We start from the raw sequence: 25,825 nt of genomic DNA, 5'->3' as shown, positions 1-25,825 counted from the left end.
TTTCATCCACAGGAGGTTCACGTGCCCCGCAAGACTCCCATCGAGCGCTATCGGAACATCGGAATCAGCGCTCACATCGATGCCGGCAAGACCACGACTACCGAGCGCATCCTTTTCTACACCGGCGTGACGCACAAGATCGGCGAGGTTCACGACGGCGCGGCCACGATGGACTGGATGGAACAAGAGCAGGAACGCGGCATCACGATCACTTCCGCCGCCACCACCGCCTTCTGGAAAGGCATGGCGGGCAACTATCCGGAACATCGCATCAACATCATCGACACGCCGGGACACGTGGACTTCACCATCGAAGTCGAGCGTTCGATGCGCGTGCTCGACGGCGCCTGCATGGTGTACGACTCGGTCGGCGGCGTGCAGCCGCAGTCCGAAACCGTGTGGCGTCAGGCGAACAAGTACAAGGTGCCGCGCATTGCGTTCGTCAACAAGATGGACCGCGTCGGCGCGGACTTCTTTCGCGTGCAGCGGCAGATCGGCGAGCGCCTGAAGGGCGTGGCCGTGCCCATCCAGATTCCGATCGGCGCGGAAGAGCATTTCCAGGGCGTGGTCGACCTCGTGAAGATGAAAGCGATCGTCTGGGACGACGAAAGCCAGGGCATCAAGTTCAGCTACGAGGAGATTCCCGACAACCTCAGGGAACTCGCACACGAGTGGCGCGAGAAGATGGTCGAGGCCGCGGCCGAGTCCAGCGAGGAGTTGCTCGAGAAATATCTGGAAGATCACGAGAGCCTGACCGAGGACGAAATCAAGGCGGCACTCAGAAAGCGCTGCGTCGCCAATGAAATCGTGCCGATGCTGTGCGGCAGCGCGTTCAAGAACAAGGGCGTGCAGGCGATGCTCGACGCCGTCATCGACTACCTGCCCTCGCCGGTCGACGTCCCCGCCATTCTCGGTCACACGGAAGACGACCAGGAAGCCGAGCGTCATCCAAGCGACGACGAGCCGTTCTCCGCGCTCGCCTTCAAGATCATGACGGACCCGTTCGTCGGCCAGCTGATCTTCTTCCGCGTGTATTCCGGCGTGGTGAATTCGGGCGACACGGTCTACAACCCGGTCAAGGAAAAGAAGGAGCGCCTCGGCCGGATCCTGCAGATGCACGCCAACGAACGCAAGGAAATCAAGGAAGTGCGCGCGGGCGACATCGCCGCGGCGGTCGGCCTGAAGGAAGCGACGACCGGCGACACGCTGTGCGATCCGAACAAGGTCATCATCCTCGAACGGATGATCTTCCCGGAGCCGGTGATCTCGCAGGCCGTCGAGCCGAAGACGAAGGCCGACCAGGAAAAGATGGGCATCGCGCTGAACCGGCTCGCGCAGGAAGATCCGTCGTTCCGCGTGACCAGCGACGAGGAATCCGGCCAGACCATCATCTCCGGCATGGGCGAGCTGCACCTCGAAATTCTCGTCGACCGGATGAGGCGCGAATTCAACGTCGAGGCAACCGTCGGCAAGCCGCAGGTCGCGTATCGCGAGACGGTGCGCAACAAGGTCGAAGATGTCGAAGGCAAGTTCGTCAAGCAGTCGGGCGGACGCGGCCAGTACGGTCACGTGGTGATCGCGCTGGAACCGGACGCGGGCAAGGGCTATGAGTTCGTCGACCAGATCAAGGGCGGCGTGATCCCGCGCGAATACATCCCGGCCGTGGACAAGGGCATCCAGGAAACGCTGAAGGCCGGCGTGCTCGCGGGCTATCCGGTCGTCGACGTGAAAGTGCGGCTGACTTTCGGTTCCTACCATGACGTGGACTCAAACGAAAACGCGTTCCGCATGGCCGGCTCGATGGCCTTCAAGGAAGCCATGCGCCGCGCGCGGCCCGTGCTGCTCGAACCGATGATGGCCGTCGAAGTCGAGACGCCCGAGGACTTCATGGGCAACGTGATGGGCGATTTGTCCGGCCGGCGCGGGATCGTGCAGGGCATGGAGGACATCGCGGGCGGCGGCGGCAAGCTGGTGCGCGCCGAAGTGCCGCTCGCCGAGATGTTCGGCTATTCCACGTCGCTGCGCTCGCTGACGCAGGGCCGCGCCACCTACACGATGGAGTTCAAGCACTACGCGGAGACCCCGTCGAACGTCTCCGAGGCGATCATCAACTCGAAGTCGAAGTAGAAACGCCAGGCAGGCGCGCGCGCAAATGCGTGTAGCATGCCTGTAGCCTCGAGGTCCGTTGCCGGCGCTGGGTTGGCCGCAACGGACTTTCTCTATCCGCAGACGATACAACCCACCGCGACACGGGCACGACATGAGCGACGCACATCAGCATATCGATTGGCGCGAGCACGGCGTCAAGGTCATCCGGGGCGATCAGCTCGACACCAACACCGCGCAGACGCCCGGCATGAACCGCGCTGCCGCGATCAACGCCGCGCGTGTCGGCGCCCAGAAGATCTGGGCCGGCACCGTCACCATCCATCCGAATGCGAAGACCGGCGCGCATCATCATGGCGCGCTCGAGAGCGTCATCTATGTCGTGCGCGGCCAGGCGCGCATGCGCTGGGGCGAACATCTCGAATTCACGGCCGAAGCGGGTCCGGGCGATTTCATCTTCGTGCCGCCCTATGTGCCGCATCAGGAAATCAACGCCAGGACCGACGAGCCGCTCGAATGCGTGCTCGTGCGCAGCGACAACGAAGCGGTCGTCGTGAATCTGAATATCGATGCCGTGGAGCAGCCTGAGGAAGTCTATTGGGTCGATCCGATTCACAAGCATCCGCACGACCATTGAAGGCGGCACGCTGAGGACGGCGGCGCGGCGCGTATCTTGCTACCCAGGCCAGACGCGGCGGCGCTTTCGACGCGGCTCAACTGATCGCCCGCCCGGCGCAACCCGGCGCGGGCGCGACAACTACAACATCCGCACACGATGAAGACATCTTCCACCGACGCGTCTCTCCTCGACCTCGCCCGCCCGCATGCGGGAGAACTGGGCAATCATGCGATCGACGAATTCATGGCCGGCCGCCTCACGCGCCGCGAGCTGCTGCGCCATGCGAGCATGCTTGGCTTCGCGCTCGCGGCCGGCGGCTTGTTCGGCATGCCGTCGGCGCGCGCGCAGGGCACGGGCAAACCGGGCGGCACGATCCGCGTCGCGCATCTGACGCCGGCGGGCGCGGTCGATCCGCTCACCGTCACCGACGCCGCCGGTCTCGCGCTGATCAACCAGACCGGCGAATTCCTGATCGACGACGACAGCGAGCACCTGACGCTGCGTCCGGCGCTCGCGCTCTCGTGGAAGTCCAACGACAAGGGCGACGTCTGGACCTTCAAGCTGCGCCCGAACGTGAAGTTCCACGACGGCCAGCCGATGAGCGCGAAAGACGTGGTCGCCACCTTCAACCGTCTGTCGGATCCGGGCGCAGGCTCGGCGGCGCTGTCGGTGCTGAAGGGCGTGCTGTCGAAGGATTCGGCGAAGGCCGTCGACGATCACACGGTCGAATTCCACCTCGACGCCCCGAACGGCAATTTCCCGTATTACGTGTCCTCGAATACGTATAACGCGGTGATCCTGCCGGCAAACTTCACCGGTCCGTATGAAAAAAGCTTCATGGGCACGGGCGCGCTGAAGCTGGAGAAGTACACGCCGAAGGTCGGCGCATCGTTCGTGCGCAATCCCGACTACTGGGGGGAGAAGTCGCTGCCGGATCGCGTGAACTTCTCGTTCTATGCGGACCAGCAAGCGCAACTGCTCGCGATGCAGGGCCGCCAGGCCGACGTGATGGGCGACTTCACGGTGCAGGGCGGCGTCTCGATGCTGACCAATCCGCAGTTCAAGGTGCTCGGCACCAAGTCCAGTTCGCACCGGCAGATCCACATGCGCTGCGACATGGGCGCGTTCAAGGACAAGCGCGTGCGCCAGGCGCTGGCGCTCGCGATCAATCGCGAAGTGATCGTCAAGGGACTGTTCCGCGGACGCGCGCAGGTCGGCAACGACAGCCCGTTCGCGCCGGTGTTTCCGTCGAGCGATCTGAGCGTGCCGCAGCGCAAGTTCGATATCGCGAAGGCCAAACAGCTGATGGGCGAAGCGGGCGTGGCGAACGGCTTCGACATCACGCTGACCACCGAGAAGTACATGGAGATTCCCGATCTCGCGGTGGTCGTGCAGAACGCGGCGAAGGCGATCGGCATCCGCATCACGCTCAAGGTGGAAAGCCAGGACCTGTACTACGGTTCCGGGACCTTCGGCAAGTCGGACTGGCTCGATTCGCCGCTCGGCATCACGGACTACGGCCATCGCGGCGTGCCGAACGTGTTCCTGAACGCGCCGCTGACGAGCGGCGGCACCTGGAACGCGGCGCACTTCAAGAACGCGGAGTACGACAGGCTGGTCACGCAGTTCGTGGCCGCACTGGATGCCGCGTCGCAGAAGAAGCTGTCCGGGCAGATCCAGCGCCTGCTGCTCGACGAAACGCCGGTCGTGATTCCCTATTTCTACGACCAGTTGATCGTCACGCGCGCGACCGTCTCGGGCGTGCGCTTCAACGCGATCTCGCAAATGTGGTTCGACCGCGCGACGGTGGCGGCCGGTTGAGCGCGGCAAGGAGGTTCACGCGATGAGCACCCTCACGCCCACCACGCGCGTGGCCACGCCGGGCAACGGCGCCGCGAAACTGCGCCGCATCGCGCGCTTCGTCGGCGTGCGGCTGCTGCTCGCGCTCATCACGCTCTGGCTGCTGTCGATGATCGTCTTCGCGGGCGGCCAGTTGCTGCCGGGCGACGTCGGCCGCGCGATCCTCGGCCCGCTCGCGGATGCCCGCGCGGTCGCGGCGCTCAATCACCAGCTGGGCGTCGACCGGCCGCTGCTCACGCAATACACCGGCTGGATCAGCCACTTCCTGCGCGGCGACATGGGCGAGTCCTATGCGTTCCGCGCGCCGGTCGCGCCGTTCATCGCGGGCGCGCTGTGGAACTCGGCGAAGCTCGGCGCGCTGGCCTTCGTCGTCGTGGTGCCGCTCGGCATCGCGGGCGGCGTGTACGCGGCGCTCCACGCGGGCCGCTGGATCGACCGGCTCATCAGCATCGGCGGACTGACGGCGACGGTCGTGCCGGAGTTCGTCTCGTCGATCGTGCTGATCCTGATCTTCGGCGTGTGGCTGCAATGGCTGCCGATCGAAGCCACCGCGCCCGCCGGCGCGGGCTTTTTCACGCAGCTCGAACATCTGGTCCTGCCGGTGCTGCCGCTCGTCTTCGTGTTCTTCGGCTATATCGCGCGGATGGCGCGCGCGGGCACGGTCGAGGCGCTCGACGCCGACTACACCCGCACCGCGATCCTGAAAGGCCTGCCGCAGCGCGTCGTGATCCTGCGGCACGTGCTGCGCAACGCGCTGCTGCCGACCATCACCGTCGCCGCCACGCAGCTCGGCTACATGATCGGCGGCCTCGTGGTGGTGGAGACGCTGTTTCACTATCAGGGGATCGGCTCACTCATTTACACCGCCGCGCAAGGCAAGGACTTTCCGATGCTCGAAGCCGGCGTGCTGACGATCGGCGTGATCTACACCGGGGCGAACCTGATCGCGGACGCTTTGTATGTGGTGCTGAATCCGCGTCTGCGCACCTCCGAATCCAGCGGAGACGCACCATGAGCACAAGCACCGCCCCGGCCTCCCCGCCCGTCGCGCCGCGCCGCTACGAGGCACTCGGCGCGCTCGCGCGTTCGGCCAGCTTCGACCTCGGCGTATTGATCCTGCTGTTCTGGGTGCTGTGCGCGCTGTTCGGCCACTGGCTCGTGCCGCAGGACCCGTTCGCCTCCGACCCGCTCAATTCGCTCACGCCGCCTTCCGCCGAACACTGGTTCGGCACCGATCAGCTCGGCCGCGACGTGTTCGCGCGGGTGATCGTCGGCTCGCGCGACATCCTCACCATCGCGCCGCTCGCGACGCTGCTCGGCACCGCGGCGGGCACGGCGATCGGCTTGATGGTCGGCTACTTCGGCGGCTGGGTCGACGCCGTGATCGGCCGCGCCATCGACGCGCTGCTGGCGCTGCCGCTCGTGATCGTCGCGCTGCTGGCGCTGGCCGCGGTGGGCGCGAGCAATACCACGGTGATCCTCGTCATCGGCCTGACCTTCGCGCCGATCACCGCGCGCACGGTGCGCGCCGCCGTGCTCGGCGAACGTCACCTGGACTACGTGCTCGCGGCGCAGCTGCGCGGCGAGAACGCGCTGTACATCATGTTCGCGGAGATCCTGCCGAACGTGTTGCCGCCGATCATCGTCGAAGCAACCGTGCGGCTCGGCTATGCGATCTTCGCCGTCGCGACGCTTTCTTTCCTCGGTTTCGGCATCCAGCCGCCGTCCGCCGACTGGGGTCTCGCCCTTTCCGAGTGCTACACGCTGATGGCCGGCGGCGCGTGGTGGACGGTCGTGTTCGATGCCGCCGCGATCGCCACGCTGGTGGTCGCGGTGAATCTGGTCGCGGACGCCGTGCAGGGAGTGCTCGACCGATGAACGGCCCCCCGCCCTCTGCTTTCCCCACCTTCGGCGCCGCGAAAGGCGATCAGGCCGACGCGCTGACCGTCGTCGGGCTGACGGTCGCCTACCGGTCGCGCGGACGCGAGCGCGACGTGCTGCAGGACGTCACCCTGCGCGTGAAGCGCGGCGAGGCGTACGGGCTCGTCGGCGAATCGGGCTGCGGCAAGTCGACCGCCGCGCTCGCCGTGCTGCGCTATCTGCCGCGCAACGGCCGCGTGAAGGCGGGCAAGATCACGATTGCCGGCAACGACGTCGCCGGGCTCAGCCCCGACGCGCTGCGCGGCATGCGCGCCAACGCCGTCTCGATGGTCTATCAGGACCCGGGGCGCGCGCTGAATCCGTCGCTGACGATTGCGCGGCAAGTCTCCGAAGCGTTCGAAGTCACGGGCGCCTCCGCCGACGAAGCCCTCGCCCGCACCGCCGACATGCTCCGGCGCGTGCGCATCGCGTCGCCGGAACGGGTGATGGAAAGCTATCCGCATCAGCTGTCGGGCGGCATGCAGCAGCGCGTCGTCATCGCGATGGCGCTGGCCTGCAATCCCGAACTGCTGATCCTCGACGAACCGACCACCGGACTCGACGCCACCGTCGAGGCCGAAGTGCTCGATCTGATCGCGCAGCTGCGCGCCGAGCTGGGCACGGCCGTGCTCTTCATCAGCCACAACCTCGCGGTGATCGGGCGCATGTGCGAGCGTGTCGGCGTGCTCTATGCCGGCAAGCTCGTCGAGGAAGGCGCGACCGCCGACGTGTTCGCGCAGCCGCGTCATCCGTACACGGTGGGTCTGCTGCGCTGCCTGCCGCGCGCGGGACGCAGCAAGGAAACCGGCCGGCTCGACACCATTCCCGGCTCGCTGCCGCTGCCGGGCGCGATCGCGCAGGGCTGCATCTTCGCGCCGCGCTGCAAGCTCGCCGACGAGCGCTGTCTCAAGGACGCGCCGCCGCCGTATCGCGTCGCCGCCGCACACGGCGACCAGATGGCGCGCTGCCATTATCACGAGCGTGCGCAAGACCTGCCGCGCGCCACCGACGAAGCGCCGGTGCCCGTCGCGAACGGCACAGGACAGCTTGCGCTGGCGGCGCGCAATCTGTCGAAGACCTTCCGGGTCGGCGATGAAGACGTGCGCGCCGTCCACGATGTCTCACTCGACCTCGTGCAGGGCGAAACGCTCGGGCTGGTGGGCGAATCGGGCAGCGGCAAGACGACGCTCGCCAAGCTGTTGCTCGGCCTCGTCTCGCCCGACAAGGGCGCCACGCTCGAACTCAACGGCGCCAGCCTCCCCGAGCGCGTCACCCAGCGCAGCGACGAGCAGGTGAAGTCGTTGCAGATCGTCTTCCAGAATCCGGACTCGGCGCTCAACCGCGCGCATTCGGTGCGGCAACTGATCGCACGTTCGCTGTCGAAGCTCGCCGCGCTGCATGGCCCGGCGAAGGAGGCGCGCCTGCACAAGCTGACCGAAGCCGTGCGGCTGCCGGCGCGCTATCTCGGCGCGCGCACCCGGCAATTGTCGGGCGGCCTGAAGCAGCGCGTGGCGATCGCACGGGCGTTCGCGGGCGATCCGCGTGTGGTCGTGTGCGACGAACCGACCTCCGCGCTCGACGTGTCCGTGCAGGCCGCCATCCTCAACCTGCTCGCCGACCTGCAGCGCGAACGCAGCGTCAGCTATGTGTTCATTTCGCACGATCTGCATGTCGTGAGGTATCTGTCGGACCGCATCGCGGTGCTGTATCTCGGCCGCATCATGGAGATCGGCCGCGCCGCCGATGTCTTCGGCGGCCCGCAGCATCCGTATACCGAAGCGTTGCTGTCGTCGGCGCCGTCGCTTGACGGCACGCATGCGCAGCGCATTCGTTTGTCGGGCGACCTGCCGAGCGCGGCCCATCCGCCGTCGGGCTGCGTGTTCCATACGCGCTGTCCGCGCAAGATCGGAGCGGTGTGCGAAACCGAAACGCCGCCCTGCCGCGCCGCCGGCAACGATCACGCGATTCATTGCCACATTCCGGTGGAAGAGTTGCGGGCGTTGCAGCGCCGGGAGATTTGATTGCGCCGCGGGCCGCCCGGCGCAAGCATTGGCCGGAACCAAAGCGGGCCGCGACGTCTCTCATCGGTTCGACGTTCAACAACAATGAGGATTCAACCGATGAAACCCGCCCGTTCCATGGCCCGCGCATCGCTCGTCGCCGGCGCTGCTTTCGCCGTCACCCTCGCTGCGCAGGCACAGACCACCGCGCCCGCCCCGACGCCCGGCGCCTCCGACCCGACCTTCTCCGCCTACACGCTCGCGCAGCAGTGCGCCAACAAGTCGGATAACGCCGCGCTGGCGCAATGCCTGGGCGCGGTGCGCGGCATCGTGCGCGGCTATCAGTACGGCGTACTGTTCCTGTCGCAACGCATGTCGCTGCCGGAGGCCGAGACCAAGCGCGTGTCGCTGTGCCTGATGGACACGAAGGTCTCGTCGATCATCGATGATTTCGTCGCCGACGCGAAGCAGGTCAACGAAGACGACCTGAAGCGCACGCCCGCCGAAGTGGCGGTGCTGGGCTCGGTGCACGCGCATCACGCCTGCAGTTGAGCAGGCATGGCTTCACGGCCATCTGCTACAGCATTTCGAGCGGACGCTTGGACTGGGGCGGCCTGAACTGCTGATCGATGTCGGCGAGTTCGTCCGCCGACAGTTTCAGGTCGAGCGCCGCGCGGTTCTCACGGACATGCGCGACGTCCGCCGCCTTCGGAATGGCGAATACCGCCGGTTGCTTCAGCACCCACGCCAGCGCCACCTGGAATGCCGACACCCCGCGCGCCGCCGCGATCTTTTCCAGCGCGCCGCCGCGCGGCAGGCGCGCGTGATCCACGGGGCTGTACGCCATGGCCGGCATGCGGTGGTCGCGCAGCCATGGGAGCAGATCGAATTCCGCGCCGCGCCGCGCGACGTTGTAGAGAATCTGATTGGTTGCGCAGGCGTTGCCGCCGTCGAGGGAGAAGAGTTCTTCCATGTCGACGGTATCGAAGTTGCTCACGCCCCAGTGGCGAATCTTGCCGTCGCGCTGTAATTTCTCGAACCCTGCCAGCACGCCCTCCAGATCCTCGCCGCCGCGCCAATGCAGCAGATACAGATCGATGCGGTCGGTCTTCAGCCGCTTGAGGCTGCGCTCACAGGCGGCCTGAACGCCGCGCTCGCTGCCGTTGTGCGGATACACCTTGCTGACGATGAACAACGCGTCGCGCCGGTCGCCGAGCGCTTCGGCGATCAATTGCTCGCTTGCCCCGTCGCCGTACATCTCCGCGGTATCGATGAGCGTCATGCCCAGCTCGACGCCCTCGCGCAAGGCAGCGATTTCCTTGGCACGCGCATTCGGGCGCTCGCCCATTTCCCAGGTGCCCTGTCCGAGTTTCGGAAGGGTTTCGCCGCTCGGCAGCGTGACGGTTGATTCGGCAAGGGTCATTCGAGCCTCCTGATAAGCCAGCAGAGCATGAAGCACGGAACACGCCCGAAGCGCCTGAGTAAGACGGCTTGACGAGTCATTCATTACAAGTCCGATACCGAATGTCTGAACCACAGAAGAAGGCGACTCGCATTCGAGAAGCCGAAAGCAAGTCCTCTTTTAGAGCATTGACTACGCATACTCCGACGCGCTCACGCATGACTTCCGAAGTTAATTCCAGCGCACGCTTCAATTAATGCAAACGTCGTTAAATGAATGCAACATACGATTTCGAATTCGATGAAAGAGAAATTCGTTGCTGCCGAACAATCATCTGCTAATCCCCCGCTCCGGTTTCATTTTTTGCACCAAAAAACGCGTCTGGGAGAATGCTCATAAAAGAATATTCGAAAATGACGAAAAAATCAGAAACTCGTAGCAAAACTTTAAAGAAATCGATATTGCAATTCGCGTCGGCGCTCAATATTATTTCTACAAGAAACGGGGGTGTTCAAATACTGGACGCACGCCTGGGATATGAGGCAGGCAAGTGCGTGCCTGTATAACTCCAACAGTGAGAGGGCAACAATGAACCAGATCCATGCAATGCGGGTTTTCGTGCGGGTGGCGGATACTGAAAGCTTTCGCCGGGCTGCTCAACAACTTGATGTATCGAATGCACTGGTCACGCGGGCAATCGCGATGCTGGAAGCGCATTTGAGAACCCGGTTGATTAATCGAACCACACGAAATCTTTCGCTGACTGAAGCCGGCACCCGTTATCTCGAAGGCTGCCGCGCGTTACTCGAAGAACTGGATCATCTCGAATCCGCCATTACCCATACCGAGGGTGAACCGAGCGGCACGCTGCGTGTCGTGGCATCGAGCGCGCTGTCGCTGCTGACGCTCACGCCGCTCATCGACGGCTTCCGCAGGCTGCATCCGAAGGTCAATGTGCGCCTGACGCTCGCCGAGCGCCACGTCGATCTCGTCGAGGACGGCTATGACGTCGGCATCGTCACGGCTTACATGGTGTCGAGCACGGCGCTGGTCGAACGGCCGGTGGGCACCAACACCTTCGTGCCGGTCGCTACGCCCGAGTTCATTGCGCAGCACGGCGCGCCGGTTGCGCCCGCCGATCTCCTCGGACTGCCCTCGGTCGCGTTGCCGAACGAGATGCGCAATCTGACCTGGCATTTCCGGCATCACCTCGGCGCCGCCGACCAGATTACGCTCGCGCCGGTCTATACGGTGAACAACGGCTTGATGGTGCGGCTGGGCACGCTGAAGGGCATCGGCTTCGCGATCCTGCCGGAGGGCATCGTCAATGCGGACCTGAAGGAAGGCACGCTGGTCCGCCTGCTGCCCGACTACGCCATCGACGACCCGGACATCAAGATGTCGATCGTCTATCCGGGACGCCAGTACTTGCCGGCGAAGACACGCTTCTTCGTTGACTACGCACTGGACTATCTCAGCCAGCGTTTCGCGACGTCCACGAGCATTCCGGACGAAAGTTTCCGTGCGCCGCACCTGGCGCTCAAACCGGTGCCGGCGTCGGTCAACGCGGTGCCGGCCGCCGCGAATTAAAGTGGCGTCCTGATTCCCGCGGCCGGACGGCGCGATCGAAGCCCGTCCCGCCCTGCCGGTGCGGCGCGCAGGCCGCGCCGTACTCAGGTCTCGCCGTATTCGGCGCTGGCCACATCCGGCGCCGCGCACATCTCGTGCAGCAGCGGCGCTTCGCGCTCGTGCACTTCAACGGGCATGCACAACGCGCCCGCATACGCCATGTAGCGCGCGCGATGCTGCCCGTTGCGAAAGGCCACGACCCCTTCCCGATGCACGCCGAGCAACCCGAGCAAGCCGGGCGAACGCCGCACGCAGATCGTCACGTAGGGCATTTCCGGCACGCGCGGATTGTCCGGGTCGAGAAACTCGCGGATGCCGCGCACCTTGCCGGCATGCCAGTCGTCGACGGCCTTGAGCACGTAGTCGGTGTCGTCGCGATCGGCGCACGCGAGCAGCTTCCTCACGTCGACGAGCACGACCCGGTGACGCGAGTCGCGACCGGTGAAAACCCGCTTCAGGCGCACGAAGTCATACTGCGGATGGCTCTGGAGCCTGACGATCCAGACCGCTTCTGCGGCGGTCGGCGTAACCATCGTGTCCATGTCGGTATCTGATGAAGACTGCGGCGCGCGCGCCCCGTGCGCGCGTGTTTCGCATCCATGCTTCGCTTGAACGTTCTGCTTGACCAGCCTCGCGGTTCTCTCTCGGCGAACCTCGGGCCCAGCTAAACTTTTACACCCTAGACGCGATTCATGAAAGCGCCGTGACGGGCACGTGGCGTGCTTTTGTTGCCAGAATTGAACAGACTGGCGAAAGCGGCGGCGCGGCTGTCACGCGACCGTCATACACGCCTCGTGGACGCTCAAGTGGATAACGCTTCCGATCTCATCGTCGCGCGGCCCGAAGGTCTCTTCTGTGCTCCGGGCAACTTTTATATCGACCCTTGGCGGCCGGTCGAACGGGCCGTCATCACGCATGCTCACGCCGATCACGCGCGCTTCGGGCACGCCCGCTATCTCGCCGCCGAACCGGGCGTCGGCGTGCTGCTGTCGCGGCTGCCGGGCATCGACGTGCAAGGGCTTCCATACGGCGAAGCCATCGACGTGAACGGCGTGCGCGTGTCGCTGCATCCCGCGGGACACGTGCTCGGCTCGGCGCAGGTGCGCGTCGAATACAAAGGGCGCGTCTGGGTCGCGTCCGGCGATTACAAGGTCGAACCCGATCCCACCTGCGCGCCCTTCGAACCGGTCCGTTGCGACACCTTCATCACCGAGTCCACCTTCGGCCTGCCGATCTATCGCTGGGATCACCCGCGCGTGTTGTTCGACGGCATCGATTCCTGGTGGCGCCACAATGCGGCGCAAGGGCGTGCATCGGTGCTGTTCTGCTATTCGTTCGGCAAGGCGCAGCGCGTGCTGGCCGGCGTCGATGCCGCCATCGGGCCGATCTTCTGTCACGGCGCGGTCGAGCCGCTCAATCGCGCCTATGCGCAAGCGGGCGTGGCGCTGCCGCCGACGCGCCCGGTCAGCGACATCGCCGCGAAGGACAAGGCCGCCTTCAAGGGCGCGCTGATCGTCGCGCCGCCGTCCGCGCAAGGCAGCACCTGGATGCGCCGCTTCGGCGACTACAGCGACGCCTTCGCGTCCGGCTGGATGCGCCTGCGCGGCACGCGGCGGCGCAAGGGCGTGGACCGCGGCTTCGTGCTGTCCGATCACGCCGACTGGCCGGGCCTGCAACTCGCGATCGGCGCGAGCCGGGCCGAACGCGTGATCGTCACGCACGGACAGATCGAGCCGATGGTCCGCTGGCTCACCGAGCAGGGCCTCGAAGCCGGCGCGTTCACGACCGAATACGGCGACGACGCCATCGAAGCCGACACCGCTCAACCCGAACCCGCCTCGTCATGAAGCGCTTCGCGACGCTCTACACCGCGCTCGACGCCACCACCTCGACCAACGAAAAGCTCGAGGCGCTGATTGCCTACTTTTCGGCGGCGGAGCCGGAAGATGCGGCATGGGCCGCGTATTTCCTCGCGGGCGGCAAGCCGCGCCAGTCGGTGCCCGCGCGTCTGCTGGCCGAATTTGCGCGCGAGCGCGCGGGTCTGCCGGACTGGCTCTTCGAAGAGTCGTATCAGGCCGTGGGCGATCTCGCGGAAACCATCGCGCATGTGCTGCCGCCGGCAACGGGCGAATCCACACTGGGGCTCGCGCAATGGATCGAGGAGCGCGTGCTGACATTGCGCGGCACGGATCCCGCGGAACTGCGCGCGCGCCTGCTCGCCTACTGGGACGAACTCGACTGGAGCGAGCGCTTCCTGCTGACGAAGCTGATCGGCGGCGGCTTTCGGGTGGGCGTCGCGCGGCAGCTGGTCGTGCGCGCGCTGGCGCAAGTCGCGGGTGTCGATCACAAGCGCATCGCGCAGCGCATGGTCGGCTGGACCGATTCGCGCCAGGCGCCGAGCGCCGCGCGCTATCTGCGGCTGATCGCCCCGGCCGCCGAGGGCGACGACGTCGATACGCCGCATGAAAGCGATCTCGGCCTGCCCTACCCGTTCTTTCTCGCGCATCCGTTGCAGGCCGACCCGGAGACGCTCGGGCCGCCCTCCGGCTGGCTCGCGGAATGGAAGTGGGACGGCATCCGCGCCCAGCTGGTGAAACGCGGAGGGCGCGTGTGGGTCTGGTCGCGCGGCGAGGACCTCGTCACGGACCGCTTCCCGGAACTCGCGTCGCTGGGCGCGGCGCTGCCCGACGGCACCGTGATCGACGGCGAAATCCTCGCGTGGGAGCCCGGCGCTGCCGCGCCGTTGCCGTTCGCGCGCCTGCAGCCGCGCATCGCGCGCAAGTCGCTGACGAAGAAAGTGCTCGCGGATTCACCGGCCGCGCTGCTTGCCTACGACCTGCTCGAAGCGGACGGCCGCGATCTGCGCACCGAACCGCTGCACGCACGGCGGGCGCGGCTCGACGCGCTTGCCCAGTCGATGTCCAGTACGCTCGCGGTCGACCTGCTGCGCGTGTCGCCGCTGGTGAGCGCATCCGACTGGGGCGCGCTCGCCGTGTTGCGCGACGAGAGCCGTGCACGCGGCGTCGAAGGGCTGATGCTGAAAGAGCGCGAGTCGATGTATGGCGTGGGGCGCACGAAATCGTCGGGGACGTGGTGGAAATGGAAGATCGATCCGTATTCGATCGATGCCGTGCTGCTCTACGCACAACGCGGCCATGGACGGCGCGCGAGCCTCTACACGGACTTCACCTTCGCCGTCTGGGATGAGACCGACGGCGTGCGCACGCTCGTGCCGTTCGCCAAGGCCTATTCGGGCCTCACCGACGAAGAGATGCGCCGCGTCGATGCCATCGTGCGCAAGACGACCATCGAGAAATTCGGCCCGGTGCGCAGCGTCACGCCCACCCTGGTCTTCGAGATCGGCTTCGAGGGCATCCAGGCGAGCCCGCGCCACAAGTCGGGCATCGCGGTGCGCTTTCCGCGCATGCTGCGCTGGCGCACCGACAAGGCGATCGAAGACGCCGACACGCTGGAGATGCTCAAAGGTTTCCTCAACGAGGTCACGGCATGAGCGAGACCGATGCCAGCGGCAAGGACCGCCGCCGCGCGCCCCGGCCGCGCCGGATTCCGCGCACGCGCGCCGCGCAGGCCAAGCTCGATGCCGCGGCCGAGCTGTTCGTTCCCGCGCCATTTGCCGTCGACGAGAAAGAGGCCGCGCAGCCCTTCGAGGCCCGCCTCGCGCGCTGGTTCGAGACCCGCGGCTGGCAGCCCTTTCCCTTTCAGCGCGAGGCGTGGCGCGAGATCGCCCGGGGCGCAAGCGGCCTGCTCCATGCGACGACCGGCGCGGGCAAGACCTGGGCCGTGTGGCTCGGTGCACTGGCCGCCTTCGCGGACAAGGCGCCGAAGCCGCAGCACAACGCGCAGCACAACCTGCTGCCCGCGCCACTCACGGTGCTATGGATCACGCCGATGCGCGCCCTCGCCGCCGACAGCGCCCGCGCGCTGCAAACGGCAGTCACGGTGCTGGCGGTGCCGTGGAGCGTAGGCCTGCGCACCGGCGATACGACCTCGACCGAACGCGCGCGCCAGAACCGCCGCATGCCGTCCGCGCTCGTGACCACGCCCGAGAGTCTCACGCTGATGCTGACGCGCGCCAACGCGCAGGAAGAGCTCAGGCATCTGCGCATGATCGTCGTCGATGAATGGCACGAGCTGCTCGGCAACAAGCGCGGCACGCAGACGCAACTGGCCATCGCGCGCCTCGCGCACTGGCGTCCGGACCTGCAGATCTGGGGCCTTTCCGCGACGCTCGGCAACCTCGCGCTCGCGCACGATGCGCTGCTGCATCCCGTCAGGACGCCGCGCGTCGTCGTGCAAGGCGCGCAACCGAAGACACTCGTCGTCGATACGCTGATTCCCGACACCATCGAACGGTTTCCGTGGGGCGGGCATCTCGGCGTGCGCCAGGTCGGGCCGGTCGCCGCCGAGATCGATCAGGCGCAAAGCTCGCTGGTCTTCACCAACACGCGCTCGCAGGCGGAAATCTGGTATCGCGCGCTGCTGGAACTGCGCCCGGAATGGGCCGGCCTGCTCGCGCTGCATCACGGCTCGCTCGACAAGGAAGTGCGCGACTGGGTCGAACTCGGGCTCAAGAACGGCCAGTTGAAGGCCGTGGTGTGCACGTCGAGTCTCGATCTCGGCGTCGACTTCCTGCCGGTGGATCGCGTGTTCCAGATCGGCTCGCCGAAGGGCGTCGCGCGGCTGATGCAGCGCGCCGGGCGCTCGGGCCACGCGCCCGGACGCGTGTCGCGCGTGACCATCGTGCCGACTCACGCGCTCGAACTCGTCGAGGCCGCGGCGGCGCGCTGGGCGATCGGCGAGAAACGCATCGAGGGGCGCGACATGCCGCTCAAGCCGCTCGACGTGCTGGTCCAGCATCTCGTGACGGTGGCGATCGGCGGCGGCTTCACGGCGGCCGAGATGTTCGACGAAGTGCGCCGCGCCTACGCGTATCGCGATCTCACGCAGGCCGAGTTCGACTGGGCGCTCGCGTTCGTCGAGCGCGGCGGCACATCGCTGGGCGCGTATCCGGATTTTCATCGCGTCGCACAGGGCGATGACGGCGTGTATCGCGTGCCGCGCGAAGACCTCGTGCGCCGCCATCGCAACAACGTCGGGACGATCGTTGCGAATGCAACCATCAACGTGGCGTACATGACGGGCGGACGCATCGGCGCGATGGAAGAGTCGTTCATTTCGCGTCTCAAACCCGGCGATGTCTTCACCTTCGGCGGACGCTCGCTCGAACTCGTGCGCGTGCGCGACATGACCGCTTACGTGAAGCGCGCGACCTCGTCGCGCGGTGCGATGCCGCAATGGGCCGGCAGCAAGATGCCGCTGTCGTCGGAACTCGCGGAGGCCGCGCTCGTGATGCTCGCCCGCGCCAGCGACGGCATCTATGACGAGCCCGAGATGCGCGCCGTCGAACCGTTGCTCGACTTGCAGGCGAAGTGGTCGGCGCTGCCGGGACCGGGCGTGCTCGTGGTGGAATGCGTGCGATCGCGCGAAGGGCATCACTTCTTCTGCTATCCGTTCGCGGGACGCATGGCGCACATCGGGCTGGGATCTCTGATCGGCTGGCGCGTCGCGCGCGACCAGCCGAGCACCTTCTCCATCTCGATGAACGACTATGGCTTCGAACTGTTGTCAGCGCGGCCGTTCGACTGGGAGACGCTCATCGCCGACGGGCTGTTTTCACCGGACAACCTGGAACACGACATTCTCGCCAGCCTCAACGCATCGGAGTTGTCGTCGCGGCGATTTCGCGAAATCGCGCGGGTATCGGGGCTGATCTATCAAGGGCATCCCGGACAGCAGAAGAGCGCGCGTCAGTTGCAGGCGTCGAGCGGACTGTTCTATGAAGTCTTCCGCAAGCACGACAGCGGCAATCTGCTGCTCGCGCAGGCGGATCAGGAAGTCATGCTGCAGGAACTCGAACTCGGACGCATCCGCGCGGCGCTGCAGCGCATGAGCGAGAGCCGCCTTGCGCTGACCCATCCGAAGAAGCCGACGCCGTTCGCCTTCCCGCTGATCATCGCGCGGTTGCGGGAAAAGGTCAGCACGGAAAAGCTGTCGGACCGCGTGGAGCGTATGCTCGCGGATCTGGAGAAGGCAGCGGACAAGTAAATGGCAATTGAAGCACTGACCATCGATGTGAACGGCCACGCGCTCGTGCTCTCGGCAGACCGCGCGGCATTCGATCCCGTCCTGGGGAGTCTGTTCATCGCCGATGCGCATTTCGGCAAGGACGCCGTGTTTCGCGCGCGCGGCATTCCGGTGCCGGCCGGCACCACCGGCGAAAGCCTCGCGCGGCTCGATGCGCTGGTCGCGGCGCATCGGCCGGAATCCGTGGTGTTTCTCGGCGACCTGCTGCATGCACGTGAGTCCCACGCGCAGGAAACGCTCGAGGCGCTCGGCGCCTGGCGGGAGAGACATCGGGGCTTGCGGCTCGTGCTGGTCGAGGGCAATCACGACCGGCACGCGGGTGCGCTGCCCACGGCATTCGGCGTCGAACTCGTGAAGGAACCGTACCGGCTCGGCCCTTGGGCGCTGTGTCATCACCCGCAGACGGTGGACGGCGCGTACGCGCTCGCGGGCCATGAACATCCGGTGTACCGGCTCGCGACGCGCCTCGACCGCGCGCGCCTGCCGTGCTTCCGCTTCGGCGCGCGCGCGGGCGTGCTGCCGGCATTCGGCGCGTTCACCGGCGGCTTCGAGGTGAACGACGACGTGCGCCGCGAAGCGGTCTATGTGATCGCCGGCGAGCGGGTGCTGCAGGTCAGTGATAGATCTTCGTCGATGACTGGAGCTTCGTGAGCTTGCCGCGCGTGAAGCCGTACCAGCCGAGATTCGACTGCATCACCGCTTCCTCGCCTTGCCAGAACACCCGCTTGACCGTCATGCGCTGTCCGGTGCGCTGCACCAGCGGCGGATTGCGGCGCAGGTCGTACAGGACCGGGCCGGTGTCGGTCTGCACCAGCATGCGCGTGACGGTATCGCCTGCACCCGGCGTGTCGTCGAAATGGACGATGCGCTTCGCGTCGAAGCGATCGAACACCTGCGTGCCGATGAGCGCGGCCATGCCGGACTCGTCCTGCAGGAAATGCAGCGTGCCCGCCGGCGTGGGGATCGGCCCGGCCGCGTTGCTTTGCGCGAACGCCTGTGCGGCGAGCATGAGCGTGGCCGCTAAGGCGGCGTGAATACGGAATTTTGTCGGTGACATCGTTATTCAGTAGTTGCTGCGTTTTTCCAACAATGGCCCGGTCATGCGATCCGCAACGAATGCGCGGCAGCGGCACTGTTACCGGAAACATCTGACGCAAGCCGGCGCGACATTCGCAAGACTCATGCGCCAGCGTGCTCGACAAAAGAATTTCCATGCGCCGCCGAGCCTCGTCCGGGACAGACGACCTAGGGTTTATACCAGCATCGCAAAAAGCCTTTCGGTACAATTCGAGCCTTCAAACCGCCCCGACGCCGGCATCGCTCAGTCCGACGATGCGCGCGCGGCGTGACCCCGCTCCGTCTCCACCATGCCCCTGCCTCTTTTCGCTCTCGCCATTGCCGCGTTCGGCATCGGTACGACCGAGTTCGTCATCATGGGCCTGCTGCCCAATGTCGCACGCGATCTCGCCGTATCGATTCCCGCAGCCGGCATGCTCGTCTCCGGCTACGCGCTCGGCGTCACCATCGGCGCGCCGATCCTCGCCGTGGTCACCGCGAAAATGCCCCGCAAGAAAGCGCTGATGGGACTGATCGGCGTGTTCATCGTCGGCAACATGCTGTGCGCGCTGGCCCCGAACTACTGGGTGCTGATGGGCGCGCGCATCGTCACGGCGTTCTGCCATGGCGCGTTCTTCGGCATCGGCTCGGTGGTCGCCGCCGATCTCGTCGCGCCGAACCGCCGCGCCCAGGCCATCGCGCTGATGTTCACCGGGCTCACGCTCGCCAACGTGCTCGGCGTGCCGCTCGGCACCGCGCTCGGCCAGGCGGCCGGCTGGCGCTCGACCTTCTGGGTCGTCACGCTGATCGGCATTGCCGCGGCCGGCGCGCTCGCCGTCTGCCTGCCGAAGCACATCGAGATGCGCGAAACCAGCATCCTGCGCGAATTCGACGTGCTCAAGAATCCGCAAGTGCTGATGGTGCTCGGCATCAGCGTGCTCGCCTCGGCCAGTCTCTTCTCGGTGTTCACGTATATCACGCCGATCCTCGAAGACGTAACCGGCTTTACGCCGCATGCGGTCACCTACGTGCTGCTGCTGTTCGGCCTCGGCCTCACGGTGGGCAGCACGCTGGGCGGCAAGCTGGCCGACTGGAAGCTGCTGCGCTCGCTGTTGTCGTTCCTGCTGGCCATCGTCGTGATCCTGATGATCTTCGCCGGCACGATGCACGAGCCCATTTCGGCGATGGTGACGATTTTCTTCTGGGGCGTGCTCGCGTTCGCGATCGTGCCGCCGCTGCAGATCCTCATCGTCAACCGCGCGAGCGACGCGCCCAATCTGGCATCGACCCTGAACCAGGGCGCCTTCAACCTCGGCAACGCGACGGGCGCGTGGCTCGGCGGCTGCGTGATCAGCGCGGGCGCGCCGCTTACCGCGCTGCCCTGGGTCGGCATCCTGATGGCGGCGAGCGCGTTCGGCCTGACGCTCGTGTCGGCGACGCTCGACAAGCGCGCCCGCCGTCTGGCGATCGGGCAGGCGGCCTGAACGCCGCCTACGGCAATGCATGAAGGGCATCCTCTCGCGTGATTTTCTCGCGCTGATCCTGAGCGTCGCGGTCGTCGGGCTGGGACTCGGCGCAACGCTGCCGCTGACCGCCCTCGCACTGACGCAGTCGGGTCACGGCAGCGGCGTCGTCGGCCTGATGACGGCGATGCAGGCAGGCGGCGGCCTGCTGGTCGCGCCGTTCGCGGGCCGCGTGACGGCGCGTTACGGCGCGCGCGAGATCATCATCGTGACGGTACTGCTCGCGGCGTGCGCCACCATCGCGATGCAGTTCACCTCGAACCTGTGGCTGTGGGCCGCGCTGCGGCTCGTGTTCGGCGCGGCGCTGATGCTCTTGTTCACCATCGGCGAAGCCTGGGTCACGCAGCTCGCCGACGATGCCACGCGCGGCCGCGTCGTCGCGATCTACGCGACGAACTTCACCCTCTTCCAGATGACGGGCCCGGTGCTGGTGAGCGTGATCGGCGGCTGGCCGGCGTGGCGCTTCGCCATCTGCGGCGCGATCTTCCTGCTGGCGCTGCCGGCGCTGGCGTCGATCCGCGGTCAGCCGCACACGCTCGCGCCGGACCCGGACGAAAGCGGGCACGGCAACTGGCGCGACGTGCTGCCGCGCATGCCGGCGCTCGTGATCGGCACGGGCTTTTTCGCGCTCTTCGATACGCTCGCGCTCTCCCTGATGCCGCTGTTCGCGATGGCGCACGGCGTGAGTCAGGACCTCGGCGTGCTGTTCGCATCCGCGATCCTGCTGGGCGACACGACCATGCAGTTTCCGATCGGCTGGCTCGCCGACCGCTTCGGGCGCGCAAAGGTCCACGCCGGCGCGGGGATCGTCGTCGTCGCGCTGCTGCCGGTGCTGCCGTGGGCGGTGTCGACTCCGTGGCTCTGCTGGCCGCTGCTGTTCGTAACCGGCGCGGCGGCGGGCAGTGTCTACACGCTTTCGCTGGTAGCCTGCGGCGAGCGCTTTCGCGGACCGTCGCTCGTGTCCGCGACGGCGATCGTCGGGGCGTCCTGGAGCGTCGCGAGTTTTGGCGGGCCGATCATCGCGGGAACGCTGATGCAGCGCGTCGGCGCAGATGCGCTGGTCGGCGTGCTGACGGCGGCGGCGGGGGCGTTCCTGGTCGCGGCGTGGTGGGAAAGGCGACGCGGGACGGAACGTGCCTCAGGTTGAAACCCGAGACGTCGAATCAACGCGACGTTCGCTACTTTCGCGTTCGATAGGGCCGTTTGAATTCGACGTGATCCGCATATTTCCGCTTGGCTGCCACCGTCAGCGCGATTACGACGATCAGGCCCACGACCATGGCCGCAGGCGCATTGTTCGAGATTTTCCAGCCCAGGAAGACAGTGACCCCGGCGGCAAACAAGATCGCCAGGGACTGTTGCTTCGGCAAGCCGTAGTACACCTCGGCCTGACAGCCCCGACAGACGCGGGCTCCGCGGGGTACGCCGTAAGGACAGTGCGGACAAGTAAGGTCGCTCATTGGGTCTCCGGTACGAGTATTTTGCGATGCATGTTTCTATCGCGACTCGAACCGCGGAGACCATACGATTTGTCCTAACTCGGCGCGGCGCAGCGCAGCATCACACCGCCTGCACCGCCCCGCCCTTTTCCCGCCGCACAAACGCGAGCACCATCACGAGCCCCGCCGAGCACAGCACCGGCAGCGCCGCCGCATGGAACAGCGCGACGTTGCTCCAGCCGAGCGCGATCATCTGGCCGCCGACGAGCGGTCCGATCACCGAGCCCACGCGCCCGATCCCGAGACTCCAGCCGATGCCGGTCGAGCGCAGCGCCGTCGGATAGTAATGGCCGGCAAGCGCATTGACCGCCGGCTGTCCGCCGACGATGCAAAACCCGCTCGCGAACACCGCCACGAACAGCCAGGTCTGCACAGGCGCGACGCCGCCGATCATGCCGACGCACAGCGCGCCGAGCGCAAAGCACGCGAGCAGCACGCGCACGAAGCCAAGCCGCTCGATGAACCAGCCGAGCGACAGCGTCCCGATCACGCCACCCGTCTGCAACAACGTGCCGACCAGCACCGCCATGCCGGGCGAATAGCCGGCGTCGCGCATCACGGTGGGCAGCCAGTTCGACAGCAAATACAGGTCGATCAGATTCATGAAGCTGATGGCCCACAGGATCAGCGTGACCGGTCCGCGGCCGGCGCGGAACAGTTCAGCCACGGGCGCGCCGCCGCTGGCCTTCTCGCGCACGACGAGACGCGTCGAGGCGTCGATGCGCAGCGTCGGATCGAACTTCGCGAGCCAGTCCCGCGCACGCGCCTCGCGGCCCTTCAGCACGAGGAACTGGAGCGACTCCGGCAGCGCGGCGATCATCGCGAACGCGAGCAGCAGCGGCACCGCGCCGCCGACCCAGAACACCGCGCGCCAGCCGAACGCCGGAATCAGCGCGGCGCTGACGAAGCCGCCGAGCGCCGCGCCGAGCGTGAAGCCGCACGACACGAGCATCATCCGCTTGACGCGATGCTCGGGCGTCGAGAACTCGCCGACCAGCGCCATCGCGTTCGGCATGATGCAGCCGAGGCCGAGCCCCGTGACGAAGCGCAGCACGGTCAGCACGGTCAGGTCGTGGGTGAACGCGGTGGCGATCATCGAAAGGCCGAAGAACAGCGTCGCGCCGATCAGCACCGGACGCCGCCCGATGCGGTCCGCCAGCACCGAGAGCCCGAGCGCGCCCAGCAGCATGCCGAACAGGCTCGCGCTGAACACCGGCCCGAGCGCCGCCTTCGATACATGCCAGTCCGCGATGACGGCGGGCGCGACATAGCCCATGGCCTGTGCATCGAAGCCGTCGATGACGAGACACAGCCCGCACAGCGCGAGCAGCATCCACTGGAAACCGGGCCGGTGCGCGTTGCCGAGCGCGCGCTCGACGTCGATGGTCGTCTCACTCATGTCTTTGTCCTTGTTCATTCGGAAATCAACCGCGCGCCGCCAGAATCCGGCCGGCGCATTCGCCAAAGCCGACGCGATAACCGTCGCCCTGACACACGCCGGTGATCACGACTTCGTCGCCGTCCTGCAGGAACGCGCGTTCGCCGCCGCCTTCCAGCCGCAGCGGCCGCTGGCCGTTCCACGTGCTTTCCAGCAGGCTGCCGCAGGAGTCCGGCGTCGGGCCGCTGATCGTGCCCGAGCCCATCAGGTCGCCGACGCGCGTATTGCAGCCGCTCACCGTGTGATGCGCGAGCTGCTGCGCCATCGACCAGTACATCAGCCGGAAGTTGGTGCGCGAGATCGTCGTGGCTTCGCTCGCGCCTTCGGCTTGCAGCGTCACGCGCAGGTCGATGTCGAAGGCGTGATCGCCGGCATGACGCAGGTAGTCGAGCGGCTGCGGGTCCTGCGCCGGCGTCGCGGTGCGGAACGGTTCGAGCGCGTCCAGCGTGACGATCCACGGCGAGATGGTGGTCGCGAAGCCTTTCGAGTTGAACGGCCCGAGCGGCACGTATTCCCATTGCTGGATATCGCGGGCGCTCCAGTCGTTGAGCAGGACCATGCCGAAGATATGCGCCTCGGCCTGCTCGCAGGCGATGGGTTCGCCGAGCGCATTGCCGCGCCCAATGATGAAGCCCGTCTCCAGTTCGAAGTCGAGCTTGCGGCACGCGGCGAACACAGGACGTTCCGCGTCGGGCAGCTTGATCTGGCCGTTCGGGCGGCGCACCGGCGCGCCGCTCACGATCACCGACGATGCGCGTCCGTTGTAGCCGACCGGCAGCTCCGACCAGTTCGGCAGCAGCGCGTTCTTCGGGTCGCGGAACATCGAGCCCACGTTGGTGGCGTGCTCCTTCGACGAATAGAAGTCCGTGTAGCCCGGAATCTCGACCGGCAGATGCAGCGTCGCGTCCGCCCGCGGCACCAGCGCGCGGCGGCGCAGCGCCGGATCGTCGCGCAGGGTGGCGTTGCCGTGCGCCAGCAGGCCGCTCAGCGCGATGCGCACCGCCCGCCAGTGCTCGCGGCCCAGCGCGATGAAATCGTTCAGGCGCGGCGCGTGCAGCGTGCCGTGCGCGTCGAGCAGGCGCGCGTCCTCCAGCGCGGCGAGGTCCACGATCCAGTCGCCGATCGCGACGCCCGCGCGCGGCTGCGCATTCACGGCGTCGCTGAAAATGCCGAACGGCAGGTTCTGGATCGGGAAGTCGCTCGCCGGATCGTTCGCGGACTCGATCCAGCTCTTCAGCGAGGGCGCGAGGGTGGCTTGCAGCGCGTCGTTCATCGTTGCTCCGGGTTGAAATGTTTCGTGAGGCCTTGCCAGCATTCGTAGTAGTGGGCCTGCAGTTGCGCGGTGTCGAGCGCGAACTGCGTCGGCCGGATCAGCGTGCGGGTCTCGAACATGAAGGCCATGGTTGCGCCGACCTTGGCCGGACGCGTCGTGTCGCCGTGCGAGGCCTTCTCAAAGGTCTCGGCGTCCGGCCCGTGCCCCGACATACAGTTATGCAGGCTCGCGCCGCCCGGCACGAAGCCTTCGGCCTTCGCGTCGTAGACGCCCTGCACGAGGCCCATGAACTCGCTCGCCACGTTGCGATGGAACCAGGGCGGACGGAACGTATCCTCGGCCGCGAGCCAGCGCGGCGGGAAGATCACGAAGTCGATGCTGTCGACGCCCGGCGTATCGCTCGGCGATTGCAGCACCAGGAAGATGGACGGATCCGGATGGTCGAAGCTGATCGACCCGATGGTATTGAAGTGCCGCAGGTCGTACTTGTACGGCGCGTAGTTGCCGTGCCACGCGACCACATCCAGCGGCGAATGGCCGATCTCCGCGCGCCACAGCACGCCGTTCATCTTCGTGACCAGCTCGAAGCGTCCTTCGCGGTCTTCGTAGGCGGCGTGCGGCGTGAGGAAGTCGCGCGGATTCGCGAGACCGTTTGAGCCGATCGGACCGAGATCCGGCAGTTGCAACAGCGCGCCGAAGTTCTCGCAGATATACCCGCGCGCCTCGCCATCCGGCAGCGCGACCGTGAAGCGCACGCCGCGCGGAATCACGGCGATCTCGTTCGGCTCGACATCGACGTTGCCCAGTTCCGTGCGGATCGCGAGACGGCCTTGCTGCGGCACGATCAGCAACTCGCCGTCCGCGTTGTAGAAGAAGCGGTCCTGCATCGGGCGGTTGGCCGCGTAGACGTGAATGGCGCAGCCGCTCATCGACTCGGCGGCGCCGTTGCCGGCCATGGTCACCCAGCCGTCGATGAAATCGGTCGGCGCGGACGGCATCGGCAGCGGATCCCAGCGCAGCTGGTTGGGCGGCGTCGGCGGCACCTCGGCGAAATTCGCGACCAGCCGGCCCCGGCCGATCTGCGTGAAAGGCAGGTGCACCGCCGCCGGCCGGATGCGGTACAGCCACGACCGGCGGTTATGCGCGCGCGGCGCGGTGAACGCGGTGCCCGACAACTGCTCGGCGTACAGGCCGTAGGCCACGCGCTGCGGCGAATTGCGGCCGATCGGCAGCGCACCGGGCAGCGCCTCGGTGGCGAAATCGTTGGCGAAACCCGACTGGTAGTGCCGGCTGGCGTCCGTGTGGGTGTCGAACGTTGACATGGTCGAAGTCCTC

At 66.6% G+C, this 25,825-nt stretch carries 20 protein-coding genes and 1 pseudogene; 14 read left to right on the top strand and 7 right to left on the bottom strand.

Annotated features, from left to right (window positions below):
* Positions 1 to 21 precede the first annotated feature (21 nt).
* The 7 genes from fusA (at position 22) to QCE83_RS02500 (ending at position 9,057) form a co-directional block, all read left to right on the top strand.
* A complete protein-coding gene (gene fusA, locus QCE83_RS02530) occupies positions 22 to 2,127 on the top strand; it encodes an elongation factor G (protein WP_309807437.1) in 2,106 nt (701 codons plus the stop codon).
* Between the two features lie 133 nt (positions 2,128 to 2,260).
* Complete coding sequence (locus QCE83_RS02525) at positions 2,261 to 2,743, top strand: cupin domain-containing protein (RefSeq protein WP_309807436.1); 483 nt, start codon at positions 2,261 to 2,263, stop codon at positions 2,741 to 2,743.
* 138 nt (positions 2,744 to 2,881) lie between these two features.
* Entirely contained in the window at positions 2,882 to 4,546 is a 1,665-nt protein-coding gene (locus tag QCE83_RS02520) for an ABC transporter substrate-binding protein (protein ID WP_309807435.1), read from the top strand.
* Positions 4,547 to 4,568: 22 nt separating this feature from the next.
* On the top strand, positions 4,569 to 5,600 hold the full coding sequence (locus QCE83_RS02515; RefSeq protein WP_309807434.1) for an ABC transporter permease: 1,032 nt from the start codon (positions 4,569 to 4,571) through the stop codon (positions 5,598 to 5,600).
* Entirely contained in the window at positions 5,597 to 6,463 is an 867-nt protein-coding gene (locus QCE83_RS02510; RefSeq protein WP_309807433.1) for an ABC transporter permease, read from the top strand. Before QCE83_RS02515 ends, QCE83_RS02510 begins: the two co-directional genes overlap by 4 nt.
* Positions 6,460 to 8,526 carry an ABC transporter ATP-binding protein gene (locus tag QCE83_RS02505; RefSeq protein WP_309807432.1) on the top strand — a complete coding sequence of 689 codons (2,067 nt, stop codon included), beginning with the start codon at positions 6,460 to 6,462 and terminating at the stop codon, positions 8,524 to 8,526. Before QCE83_RS02510 ends, QCE83_RS02505 begins: the two co-directional genes overlap by 4 nt.
* A gap of 99 nt (positions 8,527 to 8,625) precedes the next feature.
* Positions 8,626 to 9,057, top strand: a complete 432-nt coding sequence (locus tag QCE83_RS02500) for a hypothetical protein (RefSeq protein ID WP_309807431.1) — start codon at positions 8,626 to 8,628, stop codon at positions 9,055 to 9,057.
* A 25-nt stretch (positions 9,058 to 9,082) separates the two neighbouring features.
* On the opposite strand, the gene QCE83_RS02495 is transcribed toward QCE83_RS02500, so the two are convergent.
* A complete protein-coding gene (locus tag QCE83_RS02495) occupies positions 9,083 to 9,928 on the bottom strand; it encodes an aldo/keto reductase (RefSeq protein ID WP_309807430.1) in 846 nt (281 codons plus the stop codon).
* A gap of 516 nt (positions 9,929 to 10,444) precedes the next feature.
* On the opposite strand from QCE83_RS02495, the gene QCE83_RS02490 reads away from it, so the two are divergent.
* Positions 10,445 to 11,497, top strand: a complete 1,053-nt coding sequence (locus QCE83_RS02490) for a LysR family transcriptional regulator (protein WP_309807429.1) — start codon at positions 10,445 to 10,447, stop codon at positions 11,495 to 11,497.
* An 83-nt stretch (positions 11,498 to 11,580) separates the two neighbouring features.
* Here the strand turns inward: QCE83_RS02490 and QCE83_RS02485 are convergent, their stop codons facing one another.
* Positions 11,581 to 12,078, bottom strand: coding sequence for a plasmid fertility inhibition factor family protein (locus tag QCE83_RS02485; protein ID WP_309807428.1), 498 nt, complete (start codon positions 12,076 to 12,078; stop codon positions 11,581 to 11,583).
* A gap of 264 nt (positions 12,079 to 12,342) precedes the next feature.
* Here QCE83_RS02485 and QCE83_RS02480 point away from each other — a divergent pair, with 264 nt between their 5' ends.
* The 4 genes from QCE83_RS02480 to pdeM are packed head-to-tail and all read left to right on the top strand — an operon-like array spanning position 12,343 to position 18,352.
* Positions 12,343 to 13,383 (top strand): ligase-associated DNA damage response exonuclease, encoded by a 1,041-nt coding sequence (locus tag QCE83_RS02480; protein ID WP_309807426.1) that lies wholly within the window; start codon positions 12,343 to 12,345, stop codon positions 13,381 to 13,383.
* Positions 13,380 to 15,047, top strand: coding sequence for an ATP-dependent DNA ligase (locus QCE83_RS02475; RefSeq protein WP_309807424.1), 1,668 nt, complete (start codon positions 13,380 to 13,382; stop codon positions 15,045 to 15,047). Before QCE83_RS02480 ends, QCE83_RS02475 begins: the two co-directional genes overlap by 4 nt.
* A complete protein-coding gene (locus QCE83_RS02470; RefSeq protein ID WP_309807422.1) occupies positions 15,044 to 17,662 on the top strand; it encodes a ligase-associated DNA damage response DEXH box helicase in 2,619 nt (872 codons plus the stop codon). Before QCE83_RS02475 ends, QCE83_RS02470 begins: the two co-directional genes overlap by 4 nt.
* Entirely contained in the window at positions 17,663 to 18,352 is a 690-nt protein-coding gene (gene pdeM, locus QCE83_RS02465) for a ligase-associated DNA damage response endonuclease PdeM (protein ID WP_309807421.1), read from the top strand. It begins immediately after the preceding gene.
* On the opposite strand, the gene QCE83_RS02460 is transcribed toward pdeM, so the two are convergent.
* Positions 18,315 to 18,758 (bottom strand): hypothetical protein, encoded by a 444-nt coding sequence (locus QCE83_RS02460; protein WP_309807420.1) that lies wholly within the window; start codon positions 18,756 to 18,758, stop codon positions 18,315 to 18,317. The two genes, pdeM and QCE83_RS02460, sit on opposite strands and share 38 nt — an antisense overlap.
* Positions 18,759 to 19,068: 310 nt before the next feature.
* On the opposite strand from QCE83_RS02460, the gene QCE83_RS02455 reads away from it, so the two are divergent.
* The gene (locus tag QCE83_RS02455) at positions 19,069 to 20,241 is read left to right on the top strand and encodes an MFS transporter (protein WP_309807419.1); all 1,173 of its coding nucleotides are present in this window, start codon (positions 19,069 to 19,071) and stop codon (positions 20,239 to 20,241) included.
* Between the two features lie 16 nt (positions 20,242 to 20,257).
* Positions 20,258 to 21,427 (top strand): annotated as a pseudogene (locus QCE83_RS02450) (MFS transporter); the annotation flags it as partial.
* Between the two features lie 31 nt (positions 21,428 to 21,458).
* Here the strand turns inward: QCE83_RS02450 and QCE83_RS02445 are convergent.
* The 4 genes from QCE83_RS02445 to hmgA form a co-directional block, all read right to left on the bottom strand.
* On the bottom strand, positions 21,459 to 21,740 hold the full coding sequence (locus QCE83_RS02445; RefSeq protein WP_309807417.1) for a hypothetical protein: 282 nt from the start codon (positions 21,738 to 21,740) through the stop codon (positions 21,459 to 21,461).
* A gap of 100 nt (positions 21,741 to 21,840) precedes the next feature.
* Positions 21,841 to 23,178, bottom strand: coding sequence for an MFS transporter (locus QCE83_RS02440; RefSeq protein WP_309807416.1), 1,338 nt, complete (start codon positions 23,176 to 23,178; stop codon positions 21,841 to 21,843).
* Between the two features lie 25 nt (positions 23,179 to 23,203).
* Entirely contained in the window at positions 23,204 to 24,490 is a 1,287-nt protein-coding gene (gene fahA, locus QCE83_RS02435) for a fumarylacetoacetase (RefSeq protein WP_309807415.1), read from the bottom strand.
* A complete protein-coding gene (gene hmgA / locus QCE83_RS02430; protein ID WP_309807414.1) occupies positions 24,487 to 25,812 on the bottom strand; it encodes a homogentisate 1,2-dioxygenase in 1,326 nt (441 codons plus the stop codon). Before hmgA ends, fahA begins: the two co-directional genes overlap by 4 nt.
* Positions 25,813 to 25,825: the final 13 nt, after the last annotated feature.

This window comes from Caballeronia sp. LZ034LL (assembly GCF_031451215.1).
Taxonomy (GTDB): domain Bacteria; phylum Pseudomonadota; class Gammaproteobacteria; order Burkholderiales; family Burkholderiaceae; genus Caballeronia.
Note: the sequence above shows the minus strand (reverse complement) of the source record. Positions and strands in the feature narration are given on the sequence as shown.

Excerpts from the sequence above, each read along its gene's own strand:
- QCE83_RS02525 (WP_309807436.1), top strand. The coding sequence starts at position 2,261 with ATGAGCGACGCACATCAGCATATCGATTGGCGCGAGCACGGCGTCAAG.
- QCE83_RS02520 (WP_309807435.1), top strand. The coding sequence starts at position 2,882 with ATGAAGACATCTTCCACCGACGCGTCTCTCCTCGACCTCGCCCGCCCG.
- QCE83_RS02515 (WP_309807434.1), top strand. The coding sequence starts at position 4,569 with ATGAGCACCCTCACGCCCACCACGCGCGTGGCCACGCCGGGCAACGGC.
- QCE83_RS02510 (WP_309807433.1), top strand. The coding sequence starts at position 5,597 with ATGAGCACAAGCACCGCCCCGGCCTCCCCGCCCGTCGCGCCGCGCCGC.
- QCE83_RS02505 (WP_309807432.1), top strand. The coding sequence starts at position 6,460 with ATGAACGGCCCCCCGCCCTCTGCTTTCCCCACCTTCGGCGCCGCGAAA.
- QCE83_RS02500 (WP_309807431.1), top strand. The coding sequence starts at position 8,626 with ATGAAACCCGCCCGTTCCATGGCCCGCGCATCGCTCGTCGCCGGCGCT.
- QCE83_RS02495 (WP_309807430.1), bottom strand. The coding sequence starts at position 9,928 with ATGACCCTTGCCGAATCAACCGTCACGCTGCCGAGCGGCGAAACCCTT.
- QCE83_RS02490 (WP_309807429.1), top strand. The coding sequence starts at position 10,445 with ATGAGGCAGGCAAGTGCGTGCCTGTATAACTCCAACAGTGAGAGGGCA.
- QCE83_RS02485 (WP_309807428.1), bottom strand. The coding sequence starts at position 12,078 with ATGGACACGATGGTTACGCCGACCGCCGCAGAAGCGGTCTGGATCGTC.
- QCE83_RS02475 (WP_309807424.1), top strand. The coding sequence starts at position 13,380 with ATGAAGCGCTTCGCGACGCTCTACACCGCGCTCGACGCCACCACCTCG.
- QCE83_RS02470 (WP_309807422.1), top strand. The coding sequence starts at position 15,044 with ATGAGCGAGACCGATGCCAGCGGCAAGGACCGCCGCCGCGCGCCCCGG.
- pdeM (WP_309807421.1), top strand. The coding sequence starts at position 17,663 with ATGGCAATTGAAGCACTGACCATCGATGTGAACGGCCACGCGCTCGTG.
- QCE83_RS02460 (WP_309807420.1), bottom strand. The coding sequence starts at position 18,758 with ATGTCACCGACAAAATTCCGTATTCACGCCGCCTTAGCGGCCACGCTC.
- QCE83_RS02455 (WP_309807419.1), top strand. The coding sequence starts at position 19,069 with ATGCCCCTGCCTCTTTTCGCTCTCGCCATTGCCGCGTTCGGCATCGGT.
- QCE83_RS02445 (WP_309807417.1), bottom strand. The coding sequence starts at position 21,740 with ATGAGCGACCTTACTTGTCCGCACTGTCCTTACGGCGTACCCCGCGGA.
- QCE83_RS02440 (WP_309807416.1), bottom strand. The coding sequence starts at position 23,178 with ATGAGTGAGACGACCATCGACGTCGAGCGCGCGCTCGGCAACGCGCAC.
- fahA (WP_309807415.1), bottom strand. The coding sequence starts at position 24,490 with ATGAACGACGCGCTGCAAGCCACCCTCGCGCCCTCGCTGAAGAGCTGG.
- hmgA (WP_309807414.1), bottom strand. The coding sequence starts at position 25,812 with ATGTCAACGTTCGACACCCACACGGACGCCAGCCGGCACTACCAGTCG.